The sequence below is a fragment of the Lewinella sp. LCG006 genome (genome assembly GCF_040784935.1).
In the GTDB taxonomy this organism is placed as follows: Bacteria; Bacteroidota; Bacteroidia; order Chitinophagales; family Saprospiraceae; genus Lewinella.
Genome location: NZ_CP160680.1, coordinates 3978652 through 3997160 on the forward strand (window position 1 = coordinate 3978652; position 18509 = coordinate 3997160).

Annotated in this window: 7 protein-coding genes; 6 read left to right on the top strand and 1 reads right to left on the bottom strand. The window is 47.5% G+C overall.

Annotated features, from left to right (window positions below; translation table 11 throughout):
* Positions 1–30: 30 nt before the first annotated feature.
* The 6 genes from AB0L18_RS14380 to corA all read left to right on the top strand — a co-directional run bounded on the left by AB0L18_RS14380 (position 31) and on the right by corA (position 11248).
* Positions 31–3174, top strand: coding sequence for a T9SS type A sorting domain-containing protein (locus AB0L18_RS14380; RefSeq protein ID WP_367387997.1), 3144 nt, complete (start codon positions 31–33; stop codon positions 3172–3174).
* Positions 3175–3400: 226 nt separating this feature from the next.
* The gene (locus AB0L18_RS14385; RefSeq protein WP_367387998.1) at positions 3401–4915 is read left to right on the top strand and encodes a hypothetical protein; all 1515 of its coding nucleotides are present in this window, start codon (positions 3401–3403) and stop codon (positions 4913–4915) included.
* Between the two features lie 100 nt (positions 4916–5015).
* On the top strand, positions 5016–5864 hold the full coding sequence (locus AB0L18_RS14390; protein WP_367387999.1) for a T9SS type A sorting domain-containing protein: 849 nt from the start codon (positions 5016–5018) through the stop codon (positions 5862–5864).
* The gene (locus AB0L18_RS14395; protein ID WP_367388000.1) at positions 5845–9273 is read left to right on the top strand and encodes a M36 family metallopeptidase; all 3429 of its coding nucleotides are present in this window, start codon (positions 5845–5847) and stop codon (positions 9271–9273) included. The genes AB0L18_RS14390 and AB0L18_RS14395 overlap by 20 nt, the downstream gene beginning before the upstream one ends.
* 41 nt (positions 9274–9314) lie before the next feature.
* Positions 9315–10160, top strand: coding sequence for a mechanosensitive ion channel family protein (locus tag AB0L18_RS14400; RefSeq protein WP_367388001.1), 846 nt, complete (start codon positions 9315–9317; stop codon positions 10158–10160).
* Positions 10160–11248, top strand: a complete 1089-nt coding sequence (gene corA, locus AB0L18_RS14405; protein ID WP_367388002.1) for a magnesium/cobalt transporter CorA — start codon at positions 10160–10162, stop codon at positions 11246–11248. The genes AB0L18_RS14400 and corA overlap by 1 nt, the downstream gene beginning before the upstream one ends.
* Before the next feature lie 14 nt (positions 11249–11262).
* Here the strand turns inward: corA and AB0L18_RS14410 are convergent, their stop codons facing one another.
* Positions 11263–18120, bottom strand: coding sequence for a gliding motility-associated C-terminal domain-containing protein (locus tag AB0L18_RS14410; protein ID WP_367388003.1), 6858 nt, complete (start codon positions 18118–18120; stop codon positions 11263–11265).
* Positions 18121–18509 lie beyond the last annotated feature (389 nt).

The window sequence follows — 18509 nt, forward strand, 5'->3', positions numbered from 1 at the left end:
AAAGAAAACGTACACACAGAATATTGCTTTATGAAAAACTACACGACTACTGATACCTCCAAAAAACTACTCACGACACTTCTGGCTATCTTTTTAGTGCTGGGAGTTACATACACCCAAGTTTCCTTTTCCACACTTCTCCAGGAACAGGCCGTTGGGCCCGATGGTCTGCGGCGCTGTTCCTCGGTGGAAGTAAATGCTATTCGCCAACTGAACAATCCCGGTCTGCCTTCGATCCAGGTTTTTGAAGAATGGCTGGCACCAAAAATTGCGGAATACAAAGCCGAGAAAAATAAGGGCCCAGAAAAAAACCTCGTCATTCAAATTCCGGTAGTGATTCATATTTTACACAACGGAGAACCGATTGGCACTGCGCCCAACATTACCGATGCTCAGGCTTTGTCTCAGATTCAGGTGTTGAACGAAGATTTTCGCAAGGTTTTTGGCTCGCGAGGGTACAATGAAAACCCCGTAGGTGCAGATTTAGAAATAGAGTTTGTGATGGCTCAAACGGCTCCCGACGGATCGGCCACCAACGGGATCAATCGCCGCAACATCAATCAGGATGGCGTGACGGTCGACGATCTGGAAAATACGATTAAGCCAGCTACCATCTGGGAAGCTACCGAATACATGAATATGTGGTCGGTGAAATTTGTGACCCCCGATGATAGTACCTTGGGTTATGCACAGTTTCCGGAGGGCTCCGGGCTAGCCGGTCTGCCGACCTCAGGCGAATCATCTACTACGGATGGCGTTGTTATTCGCTACCAAAGTTTTGGTACCAGTGATTTGGATGATGGCACTTTTATTCTCGATGCGCCTTATGATTTGGGCCGTACCGCTACCCACGAAGTAGGACATTGGATTGGCTTGCGTCATATTTGGGGCGATGGTTTGGGGTGTAATCTTGGTGCCCCCATCCCTGGTTGTAGCTGTTCTGAAGATGATTTTTGTGAGGATACGCCCAATTCCGATATGGCCAACTACGGCTGCCCCGAAGACAAGACTTCCCCCTGTGATCTGCCCAACGCACCCACTGCCGACATGGTTGAAAACTACATGGATTATAGTGATGACCCTTGTATGAACATTTTTACCCAGGACCAAAAGACACGTGCTCGTACTGTGATGCTGAATTCGCCACGCCGAATGGAGCTGCCTTTTTCACCAGCATTGTTTCCTCCTCAGTCTTATGTTGCTTTTACTACTGCTCGCAGTTCTGTTTCGGAAGGCAGCAGTTGCAACGTACGGCAAGTGGCTGTCGGGCTGGAAATTTCGAAAATTCCTACAGGTACTGTCACCGTAACGGTTGCTGTAGTAGGAGGCTCTGCCGACGGTGATGATTACGAATTGACAAATAATACCATTATTTTTTCATCAGAAACATCCACTTCCGCCAATCTTCTCGTAAGTATCCAAGAAGACTCAAATATAGAGACCTTGGAAAGTATTAACCTGGAAATTATCGACGTATCGGGTGCTGGTGTTGCTGCCAATTACCGTCAAGAACATACCCTGTTCCTTGCTGATGATGACGACCCTCCACTCTTGGCTGGTTGGCAACCTAACGTTACCTTGTTTCAGGAAGGATTTTCCGCTGGTTTGGGTAGCTGGACCCAGCAGAGTATTGGTGGGGCCAATGTTACTTGGGTAGCAGGGAGCCCTATGACGGGTTTAGTCCAAAGTGTTTACATCAGTAGAACCGATTTGCCGGGCAACTTGCATAGCTACGATGGTATGACGGGGGCCAATGTCATGTTGATTTCTCCGCTTATTGATGCTTCTTCCTTTAGCAATCTAGAACTTTCCTTTGATTATGTTTGCTTTGGTGAACAGGACGCTACTTCAGGTGATCTTTTTGACTATGGCACCGTACTTTTCTCTACCGATAATGGCCAAAATTGGACCCTCATCGGTGAGCCATTGGTCAACGAGCCTATGGCTACTGACATGTCGCTGGCTTTGCCTGCTGCTGCTAATGGCTGTGCCAATTTACGCCTAGCTTTCCGTTGGGAGAATGACGAATTGGTGGCTTTGGATCCGCCACTGAATATTGACAATGTTCGCCTTCGGGGTAGTAGCCGCGCACCCGTCAGTGTGCAAGAAGAAGTGAATACAAGCAACCCGCCCGCCTATGATTTTGGGCCATTTGCCACTTTGAATGTTTATGATCCCAACAGTGGTCGACTACTGATGATCCTCGAGAATGAGAGTGATTTTGACTTTGGTTGTACCCAAGTTACGATTGATCGTAGCCGCACTAGTGCAGGCGCCAATGCCGTAACATTTTGGAATAACCAAACCAGTGATGCCCTGGCTGCCAAGACTTTCCAAGTTATTACCGAAAATATTCCCAATACTTTCCAGTTGGTTACGGCTCGGATGTACTTTACCCAAGCAGAAATTATCGCCTGGGAAATTGCTACTGGCCGTTCCAGAACACAGATGCAAATAGTAACAGTCGCTGATCATCCCATTAGTGCAGTGAACAGCACTAACTTTGGCGACTTTACTATTGCGCTGGAACCTACCCTTTACGGAACTTTCAATACCAGCAATATTACCCTGGAAGCACAATTAAACACTTTTTTGAATGTGGGTTTGGGTGCTGGCGTTGCTGGATCACCACTACCGGTGAACTTGGTATCCTTTGAAGCCCGCCTTCAGGAAAATACAAGAACCCAATTGCAGTGGGTGACGGCTGGCGAGGTGGACAACGATTATTTTACCGTAGAGCATTCCACCAACGGCCGTGACTTTACGGTAATTGGCGAACAAAAAGGTGCTGGCGATATTGATCAAGAAAAAAGCTATCAATTTTATCACGATCAACCACAAGCTGGCCAGAATTATTATCGCCTTACTCAATATGACTATTCGGGCGAATTTACCTATTCACCCATAAAGATAGTAGCGCGAACAATGTCAGAAATGCAGGTGAAAGCTTACCCTAATCCGGTAAGATCGAACCTGACGATTACGCCATTGGCTACGGTGTTGTCGGATTTCGAAGTCAGGATTTTGGACACCCGGGGGGGAATTGTCCAAAACTTGACTTTGTCATCCGGAACATCTCAAACCATAGATATCAGTCGGCTTCAGCCAGGAATTTATTTTCTAAACTGGCGATCCGCAGCATCTACGGGAACAACAACAATTGTTAAAGAATAAAAAATTAGACGTAGGTAGACACTTTTAGTGTACGTTTCTTGAAGTGAGCGTCAGCGGTTTTTCGCTGGCGCTTTTTTTTATTTCAATAAAACAGTACTTTTCGGTTAGGAGCACCGTACAATATATTCCCGAAATATGCTCTATAGTCCTCCAAGTCAGAATTCGCAAATCCTGCCTTGGAGGACTATAAACACCCAAAGACCATGCACCAAAAAACAAGCGTGGTATGCTAGTTATTGAAAAGACGATAAAATTACTCGATGATTTTCATCTCCAAAAATTCCGGCAATATCTAAAGGAAGTAAGTGTTAGGTCTTACTATCCTTTGGCGTTGGTAGATGTCATTGACCGAGATTTTCGAAAAGAACAAGATTCACCAGAATTGTATCGCCTGGTTTATGGAGAAAAACCAGTGGATGAAAAAGACATGAAAAAGCTTTTTCAGCTGGCTCATCACACTTTTCGGCAAACTTCTTTTTTAGCGAAAAACTATCCCAATTATCTGTCTTCCAATATTGTAAAAATCCAAGAGCTGATCAATACGGGGCAGTTGGAAGAAGCAATAGTATTGGGGGACATCTTGCGAGATGTTTGTGAAAAGGTCGAGGATTTTTCAACATTGATCACGGTACTACAAATCCAGGCACAGACTGCTACTTACGAAGGGGCCTTGTCGGAAACCATTCGGCTTTATGAGAAAATCGGTGAATTTATTACGGTTGAGCAGCAGTTGAATGAGATTAAGGTATTGATAGCTAGTCGTTTATCTGCCGATGGCAAGGCGGTGTCTCTTGAGGATCACGAAATACAACTCCGTCGGCTTAAAGATTTGAGTACCTCAGCTAATTATTCTGTACAAATACTGGCGCGCTTGAATGTTGCTTACCTGCTTTATCTCCAAAGAGATCCTGGTTTTTTTACTGAAGAAAATTTTGCTACGCTCATAAATATTGAGGAAAGTGTGCAGCGAAATGAACATGTCATTAAACCCTATTTGTACAACCTCATGCCCAAGGTGCATTTTCTGAAAATGCATTACCTGATCCGGCAACCCAATGTGGCAAATATTTTGCTAGAAGCACAGAAAATAACAGAAGATGGAAAAACGGAATTGTTTTGGAACAGTTTTGTCAATTTACCAGAACTGAATTCCATCTTTATTCAGAGCAGTCATTTGGTCAGCAATTATTACGGAAGTTATAAAGCTAATTATGAGCAAGCATTACCTGAAGAAATAAAACAACAGATTGAATACTTGCGAACAAGGTGTGCTGCTATTTTGGAAAAACCAATTCTGCAAGAAAAATTTATCCAGCGTTACGTTGGGCTTAGTTCTGTTTATGCTGGCTTGTTATTGTTGGGAAATAAGGACTCCGTGAAGCAAAGTGTCCAGACCATTGAATCTCTTTTGCTTTTTTACCAGCAGATTTCTTTCAAGATGAAATTGGATGCTATTTATACCACCCTCATCATGGGGAATTTTGCGCTACAGGATTTTGCTCAAGTCGAAAAAACGTTTCGCAGATACAAGAAAACTGCAAAAAACAAAGTCCTTAATGAAGAGAATGACCTGACGATCCAAGGATTCTATTACGCGGCAAAATATATCGAAAACGGAAGGGATCAATACGCTAAAAAATTCCATAAAATATTAAAAGAAACGGAAGAAAAATCAGGCCTTAAAAGTGTAACAAAGCAATTGAAAGAAATTTCACTTTTTTTTAATATTTTAGAAGCCTAAGGGTTGCTTTTTTGGGTGGTAAATTGTATCTTGTATATGTATTTAAAGATCAGTATTACAGTGATTTAGATGCATTTGACCACAAGAAATGTACCACACCATGATGAAGTATTTGCTATTGCCAGCCTTGCTGGTTTCTTCCTTGTTTTTGAACGCACAATCAGCGTCCTATTTTATTAATGAAATAAGCTATGCTGCAAGCAATCCAACCGAAAAAGGATTTGAAATTGTCGGTGAAGCTGGTAGTCAGTTAGATGGATGGTCAGCTGTGCAGTATGATGCTGCTGGCTGGCAACAAAAAGTAGATGATTTATCCAACCAAATAATTCCTAGTCAGCAAAATGGTTATGGTACCATTTGGTATGATATTGAACAAGGGGGAGATACGGGTGGTCTGGCCTTAGTTGATCCCACTGGAGCGGTCGTACAGTTTGTCGCCTACGGGCCATTAAGTGGTGATGAGCTACTAAATGGTGCACTTGATGGAGCCGCAGCTGGCGTCATCCCGGAATACATTGGTGCGGTCACTGATGCCAATAGTGCTATGCAATTGATAGGAATCGGCAACCTTTATCCTACCTTTTTTTGGGTAAGTACCCAAACGTCTTCGCTTGGGCAAATAAATGATAATCAGTTTTTTGTGTCAAATTTACTCGGTTTGCAATCAAGTACATCAGGCGCGAATAATCTATCTGAGGATGCTATAGAAGCAGTGGCTTGGCCCAATCCAACCACCGATTATCTTCAGGTCAGGTTACCTGAACTGCAAGTTGATGTGCCGCGCATCTTATGCTTGTACGATCAAAATGGTCGCCAGCTCATTCGTCGCCAAGTGAGTAATGCACCTCAGCAGATACAGTTGGAACTGGGAGATTTACCTGCCGGTATATACTACTTAACCGTTTTTTCTAAAGATAACCAGTGGCAACATGAAGTGGTCGTCAATTAAAAATTTTCAGACCTATTACTTCAAAAACATAGTAGCGATAAGTTCGCTACTATGTTTTTGTGTTTTAGGGAATGCGCAGTCTTTATCTGGTGATAAATGGATGCAAGAAGTAGAAAATATTGTTTATTCAAAATTGAATATTACTCCCTTTGAAGGGCAGGTGTTTCGAATTGGAAATGAGCATCGAAGTACTTCTTCTGGCTTATTACATGTTTATTTACAGACTTATCTCCATGACCTGCCCGTCTTTGAAAGCTGGGCTGATTTACACTTTGATGAGTTAGGGGAGGTCGTATTCTATAATGATGAATTAAAGCGATTTTCGGCGGAAGATGTTGATGTTTTTAAAAGTTTAAGTATTGACAATCAGTTTGTTAATTCGCTAGAAGTGGTGCTTTTAGCAGAGGGTTTTTCCGCTGACGAAACATCGGTAGCGTCAAGGATAATTCACCAGGAACCTCGCCTTGGCTGGTGGGTTGATGACGGTTTGCAACTGGCCGTTGAGGTGATTTTTGAACAAGAAGGGGAGTTGTGGCAAATCATTTACCATGCTGAAAAAAGAGCGGTTTTAAAGCGAAGAAAACTTACGGTGAGTTGCGATTTTGGTGAGGCAAAATGTAGTGATAATTCGTCGCATAAAGTAGCGAATAATTTTAAATTTAATCAAAAAGAGTCATCCAGTCTTACCGGTGTTTTTTTGGGGCAATACAACTATTTTACCCCGGGTACCCCGTCTCCTGTTTACGGTAATCGAACTTTGGTGAGTGCTGGGGATCTGATCGACCCGGTTGCTGCTCCTCACGGCTGGCACGACGCAGATGGAGATGGCACTACGACAGAATACCCCTACACCCAAGGCAATCATGTTTATGCCTTTTATGCTCCAGCGGGAACAATTGCTAATCCACCACCGCTGGCGATCACGCGGGAACCAATTTCCGGAGCTTATTTAGCAGGCAATGTGCCTTTCCCGGCAGGCAATACCCTCAATTTTAATTATACCTCAGATTTATCGTCCAGCAATCCACAATCTTACCTAGAGGATGCGATCACCAATCTTTTTGTCTGGAACAATTTATGCCACGATATTCTGTATCAACATGGCTTCAATGAAGCAGCAGGTAACTTTCAGGCAATCAACTTTACCGGAGGAGGAGGTGGTGACCCCGTTTTGGCGCGTGCCCAGGATGGTTCCGGTATCAACAACGCCACCTTCAGTACTCCAGCCGATGGCAGCAGCCCTACCATGCGTATGTTTTTGTGGGATACCGAACTCAATGGTGATTTTAGAGATGCTGACTTTGACAATGTGATCATCGCCCACGAATACGCGCACGGATTGTCTTTCCGTCTCGTTGGTGGTGCTGGAAACGTATCTTGCTTGGGCAATTTTGAGCAAGGAGGAGAGGGGTGGAGTGATTTTGTTGCACTCTTGCTCACGATTGATGAAGACGATGATGGAATTGTCGAAGAAACTGCCTTAGGGGAAGGCATTCGTTCTATCGGTAATTACGTCATCAAACAGGGTAGTGGCGGTAGAGGTATTCGTTCGCGTTTCTATTCTACCAATATGGACTGCCCTTCCTCCACCTGCAATGACCTCACCTACGATCAGTTGGACCAGTTGCAGGCACCTCACGGAGTGGGCACTTTGTGGTGTACCATGCTTTGGGACATGGCTTGGGCCTTGATCAATAAGTATGGCTTTGAACCCAATTGGCGACTTACCAATAGTACGGCTGGAAACATCAGAGCGTTAAAAATCGTCATTGAAGGTCTGAAGATGACGGCTTGCAATCCTAGTTTTCCTGATATGCGTGACGCTGTTATGGCTGCTAATACCGCCCTCTATGGCTCGGCGGATGAGGAATTACTTTGGGAGGTCTTTGCCCGCCGAGGCTTAGGCGTTGATGCCCAGGCCGGAGGAATCGCTTCTTTTGATGGCCTTACCCTGAAAATAGAAAAAACAGTGGACAAAGCGGAGGCTGAAATTGGCGAAACGGTTACCTATACGCTCACCGTGACGAACAATACCACTCAGAGCCTAAGCCAGGTACAGATAACCGACGATTTCTCTCCGAATCTCACCGTCACCAATGGTCAAATCTCTAATGGAGGCTTGCGGGTCGGCAATAGTATTACCTGGCCAGCAGTGAGTCTGGCTGCTGGGAGTACCATCACTCGTAGCTTCAGTGGCACCATTACTGCAATGGAAGGAACTACCGCTACCTTCAATGATCCTATAGAAGGACCCTCTACAGCCTTTGTTCCTGTCGGTCAATGGATCATGGACAGTGGACAGACGAACCCAGGGAGTGGTTCCACGCTAGCCTGGTTTCACCCTTCACTGCCATTGTTGACAGAAAGCTCTCTATTACTAAATGTTAACTTGACGGGGGCAGCCAACCAATTGGTTTTCTGGCAATGGTTTGATCTCGAAAGTGGTATTGATGGAGGAGTGATAGAAATCATGGATGGTAGCTCCTGGAATGACTTGGGCGGTAAAATCCGTGAGTTTCCGTACACGGGCTTCATGTACGATGCGCTCCCCACGCCCATTGGTATACCCATACCCTTTTCTACCCTTAGCGGGCGTTCAGGTTATACCGATTATAGCGGGGGCTGGCGCCGAACAGTGGTCGACCTTTCGTCGTATTCGGGCGCTCAAACCCTGCGATTTCGCTATGCTGCCGACGAATCTACGGATACCGGAGAGTGCAATGGCCCTGCTAGTGCTTGCGAAGGTTGGTACCTTGATGATTTCTTCCTTTTGGATATAAAATCACTCCTCAATGAAGCCTGTGTGACTTCCGCTCAAGGCTATGGAAGCTGCGACGATGTGGGAGAGGTCGGTACGATCTATTATACCCCGGGAGCCTTACCGGTTGTATGGTTAATGGTGACGGCTACCGCTCGCGAAGATCAGATCAGCGTCGACTGGAAAACCGAGGAGAATGGCTCGAATCGGGGGTTCTGGTTGGAACGTCTATCTCCCGCGGGAGAAGCTTGGCATCGATTGTCATGGATACCTGCCCAGTTTAGTGGAAATTACCAATACCTAGACCAGGAAGTAGAGCCAGGACGCGAATACTTTTACCGACTTTACCAGGAAGATTATAGTGGTGATTTTTCCTATTCGCCGATTGTTTCTGCTCGTTTAAAGGGGAACTCCAACCCCGTATTTACGGTTTTCCCTAACCCTGGAAAAGATAGGTTAGTGGTGAGTATGGAGAATTTTTCTGATGTCACTTATCGCCTACAAATTCATGATGTCTACGGGCGAGTATGGAAAGATGTTCAATTGAGCCAACAAGTTGAAATGACAACAGAAAGCTGGCCGGCTGGCTGCTATTATTTGCATTTTATTTCTGGAGAGAGGGTTTTATCAAGAAAATGGATAAAAGAATAAGAGGATGATTTTCGTAGCTTTGACCTAAATGAATTAAAGCAATGGAAGAACAAGTGTTGGAGCATGCCAGTTATTATGGTTTGTCATTAGGAATTATTATTGGAACAATTATTCTAGCGGCTTTGGTCGCCCGTTTCTTTCGTAGTCTCATCAAGCGCTCGACCGATGAGATGAAGAATGACCCGACCAATTATCTCTTTCTTAGGCACCTCATTGTCGGGCTTATTTACATGGTAGGTATTGGTGTTGCTATTTATACGGTACCAGAACTACGTGGCCTGGCCAGCTCCATGCTAGCAGGGGCGGGTATATTGGCTGTGGCGGTGGGTTTCGCCTCACAGCACGCACTGAGCAATGTGATCAGTGGGTTATTTATAGTTATTTTTAAACCCTTTCGGGTAAACGATCGCATCACCGTTAGGGATATGGGCGGGGTAATTGAAGACATTACCCTGCGGCATACGGTTATCAGAAATTTCGAAAATCGTCGAATTATCATCCCTAATGCCTTGATCAGTGATGAAATCTTGGTGAATGCTGATTTTGGCGACGAGAAAATCTGTAAGTGGATAGAGGTAAGTATCAGCTACGAAAGTAATATCGACCTGGCCAAGCAGATCATGAGGGAGGAAACCATGGCTCACCCACTTTTAATTGATAACCGCAGTGAAGAACAAATCCAAGCGGGCGAACCCCAAGTGATGGTCAGGGTGTTGGCTTTGCAAGATTCAGGAATACTGCTGCGGGCTTGGGCCTGGACGGAAGGCCAAGCGGATTCCTTTGTCCTGGGTTGTGATCTTTACGAAAGTATCAAAAAGCGTTTCGATCGGGAAGGCATTGAAATTCCTTATCCCCACCGAACGGTGGTACAGAAAATCAAGTCGTAGTGAAACCTAGCAAGCAAAATAAGCAGGCCCGCCGCGAAAACAAACGCAAAAAACTGGGGCAACACCCCGGCGCCATTGTCTTTACCGGAGAGCGGAAAGTGGAACAAGTGAAAATTCACTACCTGGAGTTCAATGAAACGACCTTCAAAGAGCAAGAGGTAGATAATCGTTCCATTATCACCTTTCATGCGCCCGTTCCTGAATATATCCAATGGTACGACGTCAGAGGAATGCATGATACCGTGCTGATCGAAGAGTTTGGTAAGGTTTTCAATATCCACCCACTTGCTCTCGAAGACATTGCCGATACCACCCAGCGGCCAAAATTGGACGAATTTCCTGCGGGCATGCTGATTTCTCTCCGGGCGCTGCATTTTGATCAGGAGAACCGGAAAATGAGCTACGAACAAGTGGCGATCTACTTGGGCGACGCTTTCTTGATCAGCTTTCAGGAGTCGGAGACCGATTTATTCGCAGACATTCGCCAACGTATCCGCGAAGAAAAAGGAAGGGTACGAAAGAAAGGTGCCGACTATTTGGCCTATGCTTTGATGGATGTGGTGACCGACCGCTACTATCTGGTGATTGACGAAGTGGAAATCGCCATTGAGCAAATTGAAGCCGCCATTCTTCAGGATGCTGATCGTGAGTTGAAGGGCCAAATTCATGATCTTAAACAGGAAATGTTACTGGCACGACGCTCTATTGCCCCTCTCCGTGAAGTCGTTGGAGGCTTCGACCGATTGTCCAATAACCTGGTGACGGAAGATACCCTGGTTTACTTACGCGACCTGCGCGACCACGTTGTTCAGGTCACCGACCTCGTAGAGACCTACCGCGATATGCTCAACAGTTTGCATGACTTGTACCTCTCGGAGTTGAGCTTCAAGATGAACAATGTCATGCAAGTCCTCACCATTATTTCTACCATCTTCATTCCCTTGGGCTTTTTTACGGGCCTCTACGGGATGAATTTTGAGTACATCCCAGAGCTGACTTGGCACAACGGTTATTTCTACCTGCTCAGCATTATGGGGGTCATGGTACTTGGAATGCTTTGGTATTTCCAGCGGAAGAAGTGGTTTTGAGGATAAGGATAAATTTACCGCAACAACACCACATCTCCCTCTATTTGCACCAAACTGCCATCCACAAGTTCCACGGTCGCGAAATAGACGTAAACGCCGGGGTTCATCTCCTCGCCACGGAATTTACCATTCCAACCGTACTGTGGGTCGTTTGGTGAAAAAGGCCCATCCACATAAAGTTGGTTGCCCCAACGGTCAAAAATTTGAAATTGCCGGATACTGTTGATCGCACTGCCCGCAAAAATGCGCAGCAAGTCATTGCTACCATCGTTGTTTGGCGAAAAGACATTGGGTACAAAAACATCAATGTCTCTCCTGACGCGCAGGAAAATCTCATCTTGTACACTACAGCCGTTGCTATCCGTCATCGTTAGAAAGTAACGAATGCTTTCGGAGGGTTGGGTATAAGTCACAAAGGAGTCGGGTGAACTGAGGTACATGGTGGTACTCCAATCCCAGCTGGCCGGCACAAAATTCGTGAAAGGATCAAGGAGGAAGCTGTCGCCTAGTAGGAGTTCCTGGTCATCCCCCAAGTCTAGTACCAGCGTTGTGGAAGCTGGTAAAACGGTAGTCTGTTCCGTAAGGCAATCATTGGCATCTTGCAAATAAAGCGTGTAATTGCCCGCCGCCAATCCGTCAATTGCCAAGGGAGTCGTATTGAGGGAAGAGAAAAACTCTCCGTCTAAACTGTATTCGTAAGGAGCTGCACCTCCACTGATGAGGTCAATCTGGAGTTGGCCACTGTTCTCGTCATTGCAAGCGCCGGGAATACTGGTGATCTCTGCAAATATAGGCTCGGGTGCCGTCAGTGCAATGCTCTGCTGGATCATACATCCAGCGGCATCCGTCAGACTGAGGGTGTAATTACCGACCCCCAGGTTTTCCAGCTCAGGTCCATTGCCACCATTGCTCCAGCTGTAGCTGAAAGGGGCGGTACCATCGGTAACCACGGCACTGATGCTTCCGTCTGTCGCATTCGAGCAGCTGACAGCGAAACCATTGAATTCACTGTTAATACCCAACGAAACTGCTGGGTTGCTTACGGTTACGGTCACGGAGCTGGGAATGATTTCTACTGGACAAGCTCCATTGCTGTTTATACTTTCCAGTTGGTAGCTGCTGGTAATTGTTGGGGAAACCAAGACGTTCGCAGAAGTACCCATTGCACTTCCTGCTAGGCTCGGGCTGCCATTTTCAGAGACGATGTAATCGAACGCAAAATTACCGTTGGTAGTGATTTGCAGACTGGTGCTTTCGCTAGCACACAAAACGGCATCACCACTAAGCGTGGCGGTCAAGGCAGGGAAAAACTGCACACTAACCGTAATGGTAGAATCACAGCCGGTGGCCGCCGCTCCCGGCAGGATAACCGTCCCACTAGGGCGCATGGCATCAAAAACTTCGTTCCCCACCAAAAGGCTTTCTCCGGCACATAAAGTAGTGTCGATACTGCTAAGGGCGGGAGGATAATAATTCAAAGCGACCTGCACCAGCGAATCGCACCCCGCGCTGCTGCCACCCACAAATAGCACCTCACCACTCGGGGCGGCGGCATTGAATACCACACCGTTGATGACCAGGCTGTCACCCGGACAAAGGGTGGCCGTAAGTATTTCCGTTACGGGTGCAAGGTAGTTTAAGGTTAAGGTATCGTTGAGGATACTGGTGCAATTGGCATCTTGCAGACTGTCCAGAATGATGGTAAAACTACCTGGGGGGATAGCTGTGTCCGAAGGACAAATCTCGAGCTCAGTATCTCCATTGAAGAGGTCTTGTTGTGCTTGTGCCATATTGGCAAAGCCGAGTCGGTAATTCAAAGTGAAATCAGCTTGACCATTAAAGGCAAGCGGAATCAGCGCACAACTTTCCGGACAAATATCCACGGCGAAATCTCCCACCACCAAGGTCGGAAGGGCAGCTCCGGGCGCAACGGTGACGGTCGTATTCCCTACGCAGCCGTTGGCATCGGTCACCGTTACCGGATAATTGCCGGGGAGGAGTCCATCACGGGTGGCTTGGTCATTGCCATCAGCCCATTGATAAAGATGGGGTGCCTGCCCTGTGGGCAAAAGCGTAACACTACCGTTTTGTGACCCTGTGCAGGTTTCGTCCCTTACCTCTGCGGCGATCATAATTGTACAACTTCCCGCTACCAGCACCACGGCGCAGTTTGCGGTACACTGACCATTACTCACCACAATTTGGAAGGCACCTTCTGGCAAATTCGTAATCAAATTATTACCAACTGTTCCAGCAATACTGCCATTGCTACCCATACCATTATCGTAGCTGATGGTATATGGCCCGCCGGGTCCACTTACGATGACAATATTGATACTACCATTGCTGGCCATCACTTGGTCTGGATGTTGATCCACTTGACAGTTCAACACCAAGGCTGTTGGGTTGTTGAGGACTAGACTAGCCATTTCCGTACAGCCCAGCGCATCGGTCACCGTCACCTGATAGTTGCCGGCTGGCAGACCACTTAAGTAGGTTTGGCCATCCCATGCATCGACATTCCAATCAATGGAGCTGATGGTTTGCGAGCTGTTGATGGTCAACAGAATGGTGCCGTCGGAGGAGCCGCTACAGGTAGGATCATTGTTTGCCAATTCGAGGGCAAGGTCACAACTGGGATCGTTGAGTGTAAAGCTACAAACCGCCATACAGCCGTTGTTGTCTGTCAGTGTTATTGCATAAACACCCGCAGAAAGGTTGTCCAAGAGAAAACTTCCCTCCGTAGGCAAGGTAGTTGATCCGTTCACTGGACCGGCCCAGTTGATGGTATACCCGGCCGTTCCTCCTTCGAAAAGCAGGTTGGCCTGGCCATCGTTTCCTCCTACGGAAGTAGGATTCGTAGTAGCGGAACAATCCAGGAGCAGCATTTCTGGCGTTGGAATGATGATACTGGTCGTTGTACTACACGTATTCTCATCCGTAACGGTTACACTATAGGTACCACTACCTAAATTGAAGGCCTCCTGCTGGCCATCCAAACTATCTTCTGACCAGTCAATATTCAAGGGTTCACCAACTATTTCCAGCACCAAACTGGCGTCGGTATCCCCGAAACAAGCAAGAGGGCTAGTAAGCGCCAGCGTCGCTTGTGGCTCAAGATCGACGATCAGTGCTACCGCCACGATCTCCGACAGGCAGCTGCCTATGGCAATCTGTGCAAAAACGTCACCTCCAAATGAGGAATAATTTTGAGGGTCAGCAATTGGAGTGTTGGCATTGCTATCGCTGTACCAATTGATCACGCCCGGCTCACCTCCGGAGACGGCACTGTCCGCATCTCGTAAATTAAAAAGACCATTTACAGAAGCACTACATACCCGTAGGCTGGTAGGCGTAGCACTGGGGGTATTTGCTATGGTGACATCCAGGGTGAAGATACTGGCACATTGCCCATTGTCGGGCGTGAAAGTGTAGGTTGCGGAGTTTTGGTTGTCAATCGTTACAGGGCTCCAGGTACCGGAGATGCCGTTGTCGCTGCTAGTGGGCAGTGGGTCGGTGTTTTCTCCCTGGCAGTAGAGGTTTGTAATGTTGAAGCTTGGTAGGTTGGCTGGTTGGATGGTTACTTCCAGGGTGAATGCGCTGGCACATTGTCCGCCATCAGGTGTGAAGGTATAGGTTGCGGAGTTTTGGTTGTCAATGGTTGCGGGGCTCCAGGTACCGGAGATGCCATTGTCGCTGCTAGTGGGCAGTAGATCTGTGGTTGCTCCCTGGCAGTAGAGGTTTGTAAGGTTGAAAGTTGGTGTGTTGGCTGGTTGTATGGTTACGTCGAGGGTGAATGCGCTGGCGCACTGCCCGCCGTCAGGTGTGAAGACGTAAGATCCCGAGTTTTGATTGTCAATCGTTACAGGGCTCCAGGTACCGGAGATGCCATTGTCGCTGGTAGTGGGCAGCGGATCGGTGGTTGCTCCCTGGCAGTAGAGGTTTGTAAGGTTGAAAGTTGGTTGGTTAGCTGGTTGTATGGTTACGTCGAGGGTGAATGCGCTGGCGCACTGCCCGCCGTCGGGTGTGAAGACGTAAGATCCCGAGTTTTGATTGTCAATCGTTACAGGGCTCCAGGTACCGGAGATGCCATTGTCGCTGGTAGTGGGCAGTGGGTCGGTGGTTGCTCCCTGGCAATAGAGGGTTGTAAGGTTGAAGGTTGGTTGGTTGGCTGGTTGGATGGTCACGTCCAGGATGAACTCGCTGGCACACTGTCCAGGGTCTGGCGTGAAAGTATAGGACCCCGAATTCTGGTTGTCAATAATAGCTGGAAACCAGGTCCCTGCTACGCCGTTGTCATCAAAGTCGGGCAGTAGATCTGTTGTTTCTCCCTGGCAGTAGGTGTCGTTGATGTTGAAACTGCTCGCGTTGGCCGGTTGTATGCTTACATCCAGGATAAACTCGCTGGCGCATTGTCCGTCGTTTGGGGTAAAAGTATAGGACCCCGAATTCTGGTTGTCAATAATTGCGGGAAACCAAGTTCCTGCTACGCCGTTGTCATCAAAGTCTGGGAGTGGCTCCGTCGTTTCTCCCTGGCAATAGGTGTCGTTGATGTTGAAACTGCTCGCATTGGCTGGTTGGATGGTTACGTCCAGGATGAACTCGCTGGCGCATTGTCCGTCGTTTGGGGTAAAAGTATAGGACCCCGAATTCTGGTTGTCAATAATTGCGGGAAACCAGGTCCCTGCCACTCCATTGTCATCAAAGTCGGGTAGAGGATCGGTCGTTTCTCCCTGGCAGTAGGTGTCGTTGATGTTGAAACTGCTCGCATCAGCCGGTTGGATGGTCACATCCAGGATGAACTCGCTGGCGCATTGTCCGTCGTTTGGGGTAAAAGTGTACGACCCTGAATTCTGGTTGTCGATAATTGCGGGAAACCAAGTTCCTGCCACTCCATTGTCATCAAAGTCTGGGAGTGGGTCCGTTGTTTCTCCTTGGCAGTAGGTGTCGTTGATGTTGAAGCTGCTCGCGTTGGCTGCTTGGATGGTCACATCCAGGATAAACTCGCTGGCGCATTGTCCGTCGTTTGGGGTAAAAGTATAGGACCCCGAATTCTGGTTGTCAATAATTGCGGGAAACCAGGTCCCCGCCACTCCATTGTCATCAAAGTCGGGCAGTAGATCTGTTGTTTCTCCCTGGCAGTAGGTGTCGTTGATGTTGAAACTGCTCGCATCAGCCGGTTGGATGGTCACATCCAGGATAAACTCGCTGGCACATTGTCCAGGGTCTGGCGTGAAAGTATAGGACCCATCGTTTTGATTATCAATGAAGGATGGCGACCAACTACCGCTTACACCATTGTCATCTGAGCTGGGGAGCACATCCGTTGTTTCTCCTTCACAATAGTTATCCGTAAGGGAAAAACTACTGGGATCACCCGGAAAAATAGTCACATCCAACACGAAGATATCGGCACATTGCCCTGGGTTTGGCGTAAAAGTATAAGATCCCGAATTTATATTGTCAATGACCGCTGGCGACCAGCTTCCACTTATTCCATTGTCCGATACGCCCGGCAGGCTTTGGGCCGCGTCGCCCTCGCAGTAGGTATCGTCTAGGGTGAATGTTGGCACTTCCAGCGGATCTACCGTCACGTCAATGCTCACTTCGTATCCACATTCGTCGGGGTCTGGCGTGAAGGTATACGTTTCCGTACCCGGTGTACTGGTATCAATACTCCCTGGCGACCAGCTTCCACTAATCCCCTGCGGCGAGGTACTTGGCAGACTACTCGGCGGATTGCCCTCGCAATAAGGACCAAAGGCCGGGAAGGTAATTTGCGGACCCGGTACCAGGTTCACCACTGCATAATCACACACCACCGGATCGGTACTCGTCCCACAAATTTCATAAGTCAATTGATCCGCTTGGGCCGTTCCGTTGGGCGTATAAGTCAACTCCCCTGTAAAATCATCAAAGGAGACCGTCCCAAAAGAAGGAGGATCCAGCAAGCTAAAAGAAAAGAAATCCAGACTGGTATTGATCGCATCATCATTGTCCAAAATATCCACCACGGCTTCTCCTGCAAAAGGAACACACACCTCATCCTCATGGGCACACACCACCGGAAACGGGGGGGAAGCACTGGCACAAGAAGCACCGTCCGTACCCGTGAGGCCAGGTATCGAAATCACGTACGAAGCTTCCAGGGTATTTACATTTACGCGGTAAATGTTACCAGAGTTATTGGCCATCACATAAATATGCTCATCGGCGGCATAAAAGGTAGCACCAAAAACGGAATTTTCGCCAGCTTGGATGCCGGTCAATGGTTGTATACTCACGGAATTCGCCCCTGGGTCGTACGTGTACAAGTCCGTACCATGGACACCATAAAAATTACCATCCGCGGCGTGGTAGGCCCAATCTTTCGCAAAAAACAGGCCCGTGGGCGTCACCGTCACAAAAGTCAGGGTATTCACATCTACGATGTACACATCTACATCAGCACCCGTTTTTACGTAGTAGTTGCCACTTTCGTCAAAGCCACCCGTCACCAGGTTGCTTGTATTCGGTATCCCCAGGTTGCCCAGGTCATCTATCGTACCATCATCATGGAGGCGAAGCAGGTTGCTGTCACTGCCTCTGAAAGCGTACAGAAAGCCATCCTGCGAATTGTATCCCGTAGCGTTCGTTCCCGCGCCTACTGATCCCACTTGGTCAATATTACCCATGAGGTTAATGTTGCCAAAATTCCCTACACCTGTTTCGTAAGTTACTTGAAAACCCGTGCAACCAAATGGCCCTACCAGTGGGGGAGGAGCTATTTCTTCCGCAAAAGCAGGATTCAAAAAACCGGTACAGAATAACATTCCGACCAGGAGTGAAAAGAGACTTTGGTGGTAAAGGCGAAACAACTTTAAGCTCTGCATAATGTGGTGTGTATTGTATTCTCCACAATATTTCCAAAATACAACCACTGTGAAGTGCCACGATTGTCAAAAAAGGTTCATTGAGGGTCAATGAGCGCGCTTTTGGGGGGGGGCGGTGCCATCTGCTCCGTGCTCCGGTTTCAAACCTAACGCTACGGAGCAATGCAGCTGCCCATCCCTCGGCCTCCTCCGTCCGACAAATCGTGCATTGACCCTGTATCTTACCTCCCTCATAATCCTTTGCATGGTTCAAAAGCCTCCTCTTATGTGGTTCCACAAAAACGCGCAATAAGCAATAACCGGACAAACTCGGACAAATCAGACAAGCACTGGATTAAGGCCGATACATTGCTTACTTTTGGCGAACGAACGACACTAAACCAAATGTA